Origin of the sequence: Kribbella sp. (assembly GCF_035687465.1) — a bacterium.
Lineage (GTDB): Bacteria > Actinomycetota > Actinomycetes > Propionibacteriales > Kribbellaceae > Kribbella.
Genome location: NZ_DASRXP010000589.1, coordinates 1 through 8,981 on the forward strand (window position 1 = coordinate 1; position 8,981 = coordinate 8,981).

Annotated in this window: 8 protein-coding genes; 6 read left to right on the forward strand and 2 right to left on the reverse strand. The window is 69.1% G+C overall.

From position 1 onward, the window contains the following. The 3 genes from infB to truB all read left to right on the forward strand — a co-directional run. The coding region (infB, locus tag VFG33_RS31290) for a translation initiation factor IF-2 (RefSeq protein WP_325056592.1) at nt 1-2,043 on the forward strand (2,043 nt) is incomplete at its 5' end. Nucleotides 2,044-2,130: 87 nt separating this feature from the next. After that, nucleotides 2,131-2,568, forward strand: coding sequence for a 30S ribosome-binding factor RbfA (gene rbfA / locus VFG33_RS31295; RefSeq protein WP_325056593.1), 438 nt, complete (start codon nt 2,131-2,133; stop codon nt 2,566-2,568). After that, complete coding sequence (gene truB, locus VFG33_RS31300) at nt 2,549-3,457, forward strand: tRNA pseudouridine(55) synthase TruB (RefSeq protein ID WP_325056594.1); 909 nt, start codon at nt 2,549-2,551, stop codon at nt 3,455-3,457. Before rbfA ends, truB begins: the two co-directional genes overlap by 20 nt. Before the next feature lie 83 nt (nt 3,458-3,540). Here the strand turns inward: truB and VFG33_RS31305 are convergent, their stop codons facing one another. Then, on the reverse strand, nt 3,541-4,719 hold the full coding sequence (locus tag VFG33_RS31305; protein WP_325056595.1) for a 4-hydroxybenzoate 3-monooxygenase: 1,179 nt from the start codon (nt 4,717-4,719) through the stop codon (nt 3,541-3,543). Between the two features lie 70 nt (nt 4,720-4,789). Here VFG33_RS31305 and VFG33_RS31310 point away from each other — a divergent pair, with 70 nt between their 5' ends. Beyond that, nucleotides 4,790-5,542, forward strand: a complete 753-nt coding sequence (locus VFG33_RS31310) for an IclR family transcriptional regulator (RefSeq protein ID WP_325056596.1) — start codon at nt 4,790-4,792, stop codon at nt 5,540-5,542. Here VFG33_RS31310 and VFG33_RS31315 read toward each other — a convergent pair. Beyond that, nucleotides 5,539-6,336 carry an IclR family transcriptional regulator gene (locus VFG33_RS31315; protein ID WP_325056597.1) on the reverse strand — a complete coding sequence of 266 codons (798 nt, stop codon included), beginning with the start codon at nt 6,334-6,336 and terminating at the stop codon, nt 5,539-5,541. The two genes, VFG33_RS31310 and VFG33_RS31315, sit on opposite strands and share 4 nt — an antisense overlap. Nucleotides 6,337-6,485: 149 nt before the next feature. Between VFG33_RS31315 and VFG33_RS31320 the strand changes: the two genes are divergently transcribed. Together VFG33_RS31320 and VFG33_RS31325 are read left to right on the forward strand one after the other, a co-directional pair. Continuing rightward, nucleotides 6,486-7,490: a fumarylacetoacetate hydrolase family protein gene (locus VFG33_RS31320; protein ID WP_325056598.1), complete on the forward strand. Its 1,005-nt coding sequence runs from the start codon at nt 6,486-6,488 to the stop codon at nt 7,488-7,490. Further along, nucleotides 7,487-8,981, forward strand: a 1,495-nt coding sequence (locus VFG33_RS31325) for a thiamine pyrophosphate-binding protein (RefSeq protein ID WP_325056599.1), incomplete at its 3' end; no start/stop codon positions are given. The genes VFG33_RS31320 and VFG33_RS31325, both read left to right, overlap by 4 nt.

The window sequence follows — 8,981 nt, forward strand, 5'->3', positions numbered from 1 at the left end:
CCAGGTGGCGGCGGTGGCGGTGGCGGCGGTGGCTTCCGTCCCGGTGGTGGCCCGAGCGGTCCCCCCGGTGGCGGCGGTGGCGGTCGTCCGGGCCCGGGCAACCGGGGTCGTGGCGGAACGCAGGGTGCCTTCGGGCGTCCGGGTGGTCCGGCCCGTCGTGGTCGCAAGTCCAAGCGCGCGAAGCGCCAGGAATTCGACAACATGCAGGCTCCGGCCGTCGGCGGCGTGCGGGTCAAGCACGGCAACGGCGAGGTCGTGAAGCTTGCTCGTGGTTCGTCGCTGACCGACTTCGGCGAGAAGGTCGGTATCGATCCGGCCGCGCTGGTCCAGGTGCTGTTCCACCTCGGTGAGATGGTGACCGCGACCGAGTCGGTCAACGAGGAGACCCTGCAGGTGCTCGGCACCGAGCTCGAGTACGACGTGCAGGTGGTTTCCCCGGAGGACGAGGACCGCGAGCTGCTCGAGTCGTTCAGCATCGACTTCGGTGCCAACGACGGTGGCGAGAGCGACCTGGCCGCCCGTCCGCCGGTCGTGACCGTGATGGGTCACGTCGACCACGGTAAGACCAAGCTGCTGGACGCGATCCGGCACGCGAACGTCGTCGCCAAGGAAGCCGGCGGGATCACCCAGCACATCGGTGCGTACCAGGTGACCACCGAGGTGGACGGCCAGGAGCGGGCCATCACGTTCGTCGACACCCCGGGTCACGAGGCGTTCACCGCCATGCGTGCTCGTGGTGCGCAGGCCACCGACATCGTCATCCTGGTGGTCGCGGCCGACGACGGCGTGATGCCGCAGACGATCGAGGCACTGAACCACGCCCGGGCGGCGAACGTCCCGATCGTGGTCGCGGTGAACAAGATCGACGTACCGGACGCCGACCCGGTCAAGGTGCGCGGTCAGCTGACCGAGTACGGCCTGGTGCCCGAGGAGTACGGCGGTGACACCATGTTCATCGACGTCTCCGCGAAGGCGCGACTGAACATCGACGGTCTGCTCGAAGGTGTCATCCTCACCGCCGACGCTTCGCTGGATCTCCGGGCCAACCCGGACCAGCCGGCGCAGGGTCTGGCGATCGAGGCGCACCTGGACAAGGGCCGTGGCCCCGTCGCGACCGTGCTGGTCCAGCGCGGCACGCTGCGGGTCGGCGACTCGATGGTCGCCGGTCCGGCGTACGGCCGGGTCCGGGCGATGCTCGACGAGCACGGCAACAACGTCAAGGAGGCGCTGCCGTCGCGGCCGGTCGCGGTCCAGGGCCTGTCCGGCGTACCGGGAGCCGGCGACAACTTCCTCGTTGTCGACGACGACCGGATGGCCCGCCAGATCGCCGAGAAGCGTGAGGCGAGGGCCCGTGCGGCCTCGAACGCCAAGCGCCGTGCGCGCCGTACGCTCGAGGACTTCATGGCCTCCATGGAGAAGGGCGAGAGCCAGGAGCTCCTGCTCATCCTCAAGGGCGACGTGTCCGGTTCGGTGGAAGCACTCGAGGACGCCCTGGTGCGGATCGAGGTCGGCGACGAGGTCAACCTCCGCGTCATCGACCGCGGTGTCGGTGCGATCAACGAGAACGACGTCAACCTGGCCATCGCGTCGAACGCCGTCATCATCGGCTTCAACGTGCGGCCGGCGGGCAAGGCCGGGGATCTGGCCGAGCGCGAGGGCGTGGATGTCCGGTACTACTCGGTCATCTACTCGGCGATCGACGACATCGAGGCTGCTCTGAAGGGCATGCTCAAGCCGATCTACGAGGAGTTCAAGCTCGGGACGGCAGAGATCCGCGAGATCTTCCGGTCGTCCAAGGTCGGCAACATCGCGGGTTGCTGGGTCACCAGCGGCGTCATCAAGCGCAACGCCAAGGTGCGACTCATCCGTGACGGTGCGGTCGTGGTCGAGAACGGCGACCTGTCGTCGCTCAAGCGGTTCAAGGACGACGCGTCCGAGGTCCGCGAGGGCTTCGAGTGTGGTCTGACCGTGGCCAACTACAACGACATCAAGCTCGGCGATGTGGTCGAGGCGTTCGAGCTTCGCGAGAAGCCCCGCAACTGACAGTTGTCCTGTGCCGAGTAACGTCCGGAGTGGCGGTTTCGCAGCCGCTGCTCCGGACGTTTCGCATGAATGAGGGAGTGAGCCCTGATGGGTGAAGCAAGGGCGAAGCAGCTGGCCGACCGGATCCAGGTCCTGGTCGCGGAGCTGCTGGAGCGCAGGGTGAAGGATCCGCGGCTGGGTTTCGTGACCGTGACGGACGCGAAGCTGACCGGGGATCTGAGCGAGGCCAGCGTCTTCTACACGGTGTACGGCGACGAGCAGGACCGCGCGTCCACCGCGGCCGCGCTGGAGTCGGCCCGCGGCCTGATCCGCAGCGAGGTCGGCAAAGCCCTGGGACTGCGGCGTGCCCCGAGCCTGGCGTTCTACCTCGACTCCATTCCGGAGACCGCCGGGCAGATCGAGGAGCTGCTGGAGAAGGCCCGGCAGGCCGACGCCGAGGTGGCGAAGGCCGCCGCGGGCGCCAAGCCGGCCGGCGACGCCGACCCGTACAAGCACCGCGAGGACGATGACAGCGACGACGAGTGAGCCGATCGTTGCCGACGGCATCGTCGTCGTCGACAAACCGGCGGGGCTGACCTCGCACACGGTGGTGGCCAGGATCCGCAGGCTGGCCGGCACCCGCAAGGTCGGCCACGCCGGCACCCTGGACCCGATGGCCACCGGCGTCCTGGTGGTCGGGCTGAACCGCGCCACCCGGCTGCTCGGCCACCTGCAACTGGCCGACAAGTCTTACGACGCGACCATCCTCCTCGGCGCCACGTCCTCCACGGACGACGCCGAGGGGGAGGTCGTGTCCACGGCCTCTCCTGCTGCGCTGGCCGCCGTCACCGCCGAGGCGATCGAGACCGCGGTCGCTGCTTATCGGGGCGAGATCTCCCAGGTGCCTTCCAAGGTGTCGGCGATCAAGGTCGACGGGAAACGGGCGTACGAACGTGTCCGCGCGGGCGAAGAGGTCGCGTTGAAGGCTCGCAGCGTGACGATCAGCCGGTACGACGTCCTCGACGTTCGGCCGATGGATGGCGGCATCGAGGTCGACATCTCGGTCGACTGCTCCAGCGGCACGTACATCCGGGCCCTGGCTCGCGATCTAGGCGCAGACCTGGGCGTAGGTGGTCACCTCACGAGGCTTCGCCGTACCCGCGTGGGCACCTTCGGCATGACCTCGGCCCACACCCTGGAGTCCCTGGCCGAGACCTTCACGATGCTCCCCATCGCTGACGTAGCGGCGGACACCTTCCCGCGCTACGACGCCGATGCGGAGCAGGCTACCGCCATCCGCACCGGCCGCCCGCTACCCGGCCTGAAGCTGGCGGCAGGCCGGCAAACCGCCATGTTCGACCCGGACGGCACCTTCCTGGCCCTGTACGAACCCCACGGCCCCCTGGCCAAGCCAACAGCCGTCTTCGTCAGCTAGGAGTACTCCCCCAGGGGGACGCGCCGGCGGGACGGCTGATGCCCCGGTGCATGTGCTGTTCGGCGCCAAGACCAATGGGCAGCTCAGGGCCAGCCGGTGTAGCACTCGGCGAGGTAGGTGGCTCCGGCGGTGGAGTTGGCCACGGAGTCCAGTTCGCCGAGTTGCCGGCGTACGTCGAAGTCGGTGGCCTCGGGGAGGGTGTGCAGCATCGTGGTCATCCAGTAGGAGAAGTGCTGGGCCTTCCACACACGGGCGAGCGCGCGGTCGGTGTAGGTGTCCAGCGCGGATCGGTCGTCCTTGAGCAGCGCCCTTTCCAGTACTTCGGCGAGCACGCGGACGTCGGCCAGCGCCAGGTTGAGCCCCTTCGCGCCGGTCGGCGGCACGGTGTGCGCGGCGTCGCCGGCGAGCAGCAGATTGCCGTGCCGCATCGGCTCGCAAACGTAGGACCTGAAGGGCAGCACGGTCTTCTCGATGATCGGGCCCTCTTTCAGGGTGAAGCCGTCCTCGCCGGCCAGGCGGGCCTGCAACTCGGACCAGATCCGGTCCTCCGACCAGTTGTCGACCGACTCCTCCGGCGAGCACTGGAAGTACATCCGCTGGATGGCTTCGGTGCGCTGGCTGAGCAATGCGAAACCGCGCTCCGACCGGGTGTAGATCAGGACCGGCGCACTCGGCGGGGCCTCGCAGAGGATCCCGAACCAGGCGTACGGGTACTGGCGGAAATACTCCTTCCGGTTAGTCACCGACGCGCGGGTGACACTGCGCGAGCCGTCAGCCCCGACCAGGAGATCGCAGCGGATTTCGTGCTCCTGGCCGTCGGCGTCGGTGAACAGCATCCGGGGCCGGTCCGAGGTCACGTCGGCGACGGCCGTCTCGGTGACACCGAAGCGGACGTCACCCCCGTCGCGCTGCCGGGCATTGGCGAGGTCGATGAACACGTCGGTCTGCGGGTAGAGCCAGGTCGAGGCGCCGACCAGTCCCTGGAAGTCGATCCGGTGGTTCACCCCGCCGAACCGCAGGTCGATGCCCTGGTGCTCGTGACCGTCCCGGAGCACCCGGTCCGACACCCCCGACTCGATCAGCAATCGGACGCTGTCCCGCTCGAGGATGCCGGCCCGGTGGGTGTGCTCGATCTCGTCGCGGCTGCGGTTGTCGATCACCACCGACTCGATGCCGGCCACGTGCAGCAGGTGGGAGAGCATCAGGCCGGCCGGGCCGCCGCCGACGATGCCGACGGTGGTGGTGGAGACGATGCGAGACATGGACCAAGGGTGGCGGACCAGCACCGGGCGCGGCGAGCCTAAGCTTTCACTGAGTGAAAGGATCGCGGGTATGGCGGGCAACCTCTCGACCCCGGGCGCCTCGGTGGTCTCTCGCGCCTTGGCGGTGCTCTACGCCTTCGATGACCAGCACCGGAGGCTGACGCTCACCGAGTTGGCGCGGAGAGCCGGTTTGCCGGTGCCGACGGCGTACCGGCTGGCTGCCGAGCTGGTAGCGGGCGGCGCGCTGGTTCGGAACGCGAGCGGCGAGTACGTCGTGGGCCGGCGGCTGTGGGACGTCGGACTGCTCGCTCCCGTGCAGACGGGGTTGCGTCAGGTTGTCGCGCCTTTCCTCAACGACATTCACGCCACGACCTGGGCGACCGTGCATCTGGCTGTCCGGGATGACACGTCGGTGCTCTATCTCGAGCGCTTGTCCGGGCGGGCGTCGGTTCCGGTGGTCAGCCGGGTGGGAGCACGCCTGCCGATGCATGCGACCGGAGTCGGCAAGGTGTTGCTCGCTTATGCGCCGGTGGCGGTCCAGCAGAACGTGCTCGCCCACCTGACCCGGCAGACGCCGTACACGGTCACGCAGCCGGACCGCTTGCGGGCTCAGCTCGACAAGGTTCGCCTCGACGGCTACGCGACGACGGTGGAGGAAATGACGCTGGGCGCTTGCTCCATCGCGGTGCCGCTGCGCGGGCCTGAGGGCGAAGTGGTCGCCGCGATCGGCGTCGTCGTACCGACGCTCAGACGCGACCGGGCCCGCCTACTCACCGCCCTCCAGGTCGCCGCCCAAGGCGTCACCCGAACCCTCAGCGCTTAGTGCCCTGGGTCGGTGTGGTGTTCGTGGAGGGCCTGGGTGATTGCTGCTGATGTGGTGGTGAGGGTGGGCGCTAGGGCCGCGAGGCGTTTGCGGGTCCAGCGGGTCTGTGGGGCGGCTACCGTGAGGGCGGCGACGGGTCGGCCGTGCAGGCCGTCGACGGGGACGGCGATCGCACAGACCTCGACCAGGTGCTCGCCGAGGTTCAGCGCATACCCGCGGGCGCGGATCTCGTCCAGTTCGCGCTCGAGGGCCTGCCGGTCGCGCAAGGTGAAGCGGGTGATCCGGCGCAGGTCCGACGGGACGTAGGTGTGCACCGTCGCCTTCGGCAGGTAGGCCAGGAGCACCTTCCCGCCGGCCGTGGCGTAGGCCGGTAGCCGCGCACCGGTACGGGTAGCGACCCGCAGGGGTTGGCGGGATTGGATGCCGTCGGTGAAGAGCGCCTCCGCTCCATCCAGGACGACGAGGTTCACGGTCTCGTTGATCTGCGCGTGCAGTGCCACCAGATGCGGGTGCCCGACGGCCACGAGATCCTGGTCGCCCCGGGAGTGCTCGGCGAGCTTGCGTGCCGCGGGACCGAGCCGGTATCGCCGTGAGTGCAGGTCCTGCTCGACGAAGTCGTGCAGGCGCATGATGTTGAGCAGGCGGTGCGCGGTGGAGACCGCGACATCGAGTTCCTGGCTCAGCTCGCTGACCCCCATCGACTCCTGGGTGGAGAGCGCGAGCAGGGTGCGCAGCGACTTGCTCACCGCGTCGTGCGGCTCGCCCTTCGGCTTGGCGGCGTCGTTCTTCGACATGGTGGAAATCCTCGGCTCGATCATTGCCCGCTCTGTGGGTCGTGGCTAGCGTCCATTATCCAAGTACCCCTGGCCAGAGGTGCTGATGAGGCCGGCGAGGTTTTCGACATAGTGGAAAGTCTGGGAGGACTCGACGTGATCCTCGACCCGTGCAACGACCCGGCGAAGGCGGTCCGGGCGTGAAACTCGCGATCAGGCGGACCTATCTCGGCGACCGGCTCTGCTTCCCTGACGTCGTCGAAGGCCGGCTGGTCGACGTCCAAGCGGCGTACGCCCGGATGCTCGAAACCCGCGGCAGCCATCGGGACGACGCGATCCCGCGGTCGCGGCGAGAGGTGGCGGAGACGCTCCCGGCGTTGCTGCAGACCGACCCTGAGCTCTGTCTCGTTCGTGCGGTGCACGAGTGGGCGCAGTCGGCGGCGGGCCTCGGTGATCTGACGGAGGACTGCATCTGGTCTGCGGAGAGGGCGACGTTCGGCCCGCCGATCGGACGCCCGCACACGCTCTGGGGGATGACGGCGAACTACCCGAGGGATCGGCAGGCGCCGCGCACGCCTCGCGGACTCCAGGGTTTCCTCAAGGCGCCGAGCGCGTTGGCCGGCCCGTACGACGAACTCCGCTACCCGGCGATCAGCCAGCGGGTGGATCCGGAACTCGAGCTCGCCGTGGTGATTGGTCGACGCTCTCGCGGACTCGACCGGGGGTCGGCCATGGCGGCGGTGGCCGGCTATGTCGCCTTCGTCGATACGGGGGCCAGAGACGTCTCCGAGTTGGACAACAACCGGATGGACCGGGGCAAGGGATGCGACACCTTCGCCATCGTCGGACCGTGGTTCGTCACCGCTGACGAGATCCCCGATCCGCAGGCGCTGGCCATCCGCTTCTGGGTGAACGGTGAGCTGCGGCAGGACGGCAGTACCGCCGAGATGTTCCACGACATTCCTGAGCAGCTGTCCTGGCTGACGGAAGCACTCACCCTCGCGCCTGGCGACATCGTCTCGACGGGCACGCCACCCGGAGTACGCAGCGTGGTTCCCACCGACCGCCTCCGCGGCGAGATCGAAGGCCTCGGCCTCATCGAGACCCTCGTAGTCGCCGAACCATCCGCGCCGATCACGCCGATTGCGGCAGTCGCCATGGGGGCGTCCCGATGACGACCGTGCGGGATGCCACTCTCGACGTTCTGCGCCAGTGTGGGATGAACCGGATGTTCGCCAACCCGGGGTCGACCGAGGTCCCCTTCCTGGTCGACCTGCCTGACGATCTCGAGTTCATCCTCGGCCTGCACGAAGGCGCTGTGGTCGGTATGGCGACCGGTCACGCCATCGCGACCGGCCAGCCCGCGCTCGTAGTACTGCACACGACGGCAGGCCTGGGCAACGCGGTCGGCGCACTCGCCACCGCGCGCACCAACCGGGCTCCGCTGGTCGTGCTGGTCGGTCAGCAGGACCGCCGCCATCTGGCCGGCGAGCCGTTCCTCGCCGGCCGGCTCGAGGGGCTGGCCGGCGCCTACCCCGTGTGGGAACACCAACCCGTCCGGCCGCAGGACGTTCCCGGCGCAGTACGGCGTGCCTGGCACGAAGCGGCGCAGCATCGCGGCCCGGCGATTGTCGTGGTGCCGATGGACGACTGGTCTGCGGAGACCGATCTCGGACTCGAGGTTCCCGGGCCGGTCGCGGTGGCGCGCGCCCGCCGCGAACCAGGGCCTGCCGTGGACGACATCACTCAGCTCCTGGAGGGCGCCGCCGCGCCGGTTCTGGTCGTTGGCGCAGGTGCTGACGACGAGCAGGCCTGGGCGGAGCTGATCTTTCTGGCCGAGCGACTGGGATCGCCGGTCTGGCAGGAGGCGTTCGGTGCCCGCGCGGGCTTCCCGCAGGACCATCCACAGTTCGCCGGTCACCTGCCGTCCGGGCGATCCGAACTGCGCGCGGTTCTCGCCCAGTACGACGTCGCGCTCGTCGTGGGTACGGGCGCGTTCCGCCAGTACGTGTACGAGCCGGGGTCGTTGGTACCAGACGGGCTGGCCGTAGCCGTGATCTCCGACGATCCTGACGAGTTGCACTACAGCCATGCGGACGTAGCCTTGCTGGCCGACGCGGCATCCGCCTGCGCGGCGATCACGGCACGGCTGAAACCACGCAAGTCCAAGCCCGTACTGCGCGTCGCGCCGACCGTCGAGCCCCCGCGTGCCGACGACCGCTTGTTCGCGACGCACGTCTTCGCCGCACTCGCAGAGCGGTTGCCACGTGACACCGTCCTGGTCGAGGAGACGCCGTCCTCGCGCCCGGACCTTCACCGACTGCTGCCCGCGCGGACACCCCGCGGATTCGTCAGTGCCGCGATGGGCGGACTCGGGTTCGCCCTGCCGGCCGCCGCCGGGCTCCGGCTCGGTGATCCGAGCCGGCCTGTCGTAGCCGTGCTGGGCGACGGTTCGTCCCTCTACGCGGTCCAGGGTCTGTGGAGTGCCGCGCGGTACGCGTGTGGAGTCCTTTTCATCGTCCTCACCAACGGCCGTTACGCGATCATGGACCGGCTGGCCGGCGACGCCGGGGGCAAACCGCCCTGGCCCGCTTTCACCGACATCGACATCGCAGCCCTGGCCCGGTCGCTGAACTGCCCGGCCCGCCGCATCACCTCGTACTCCG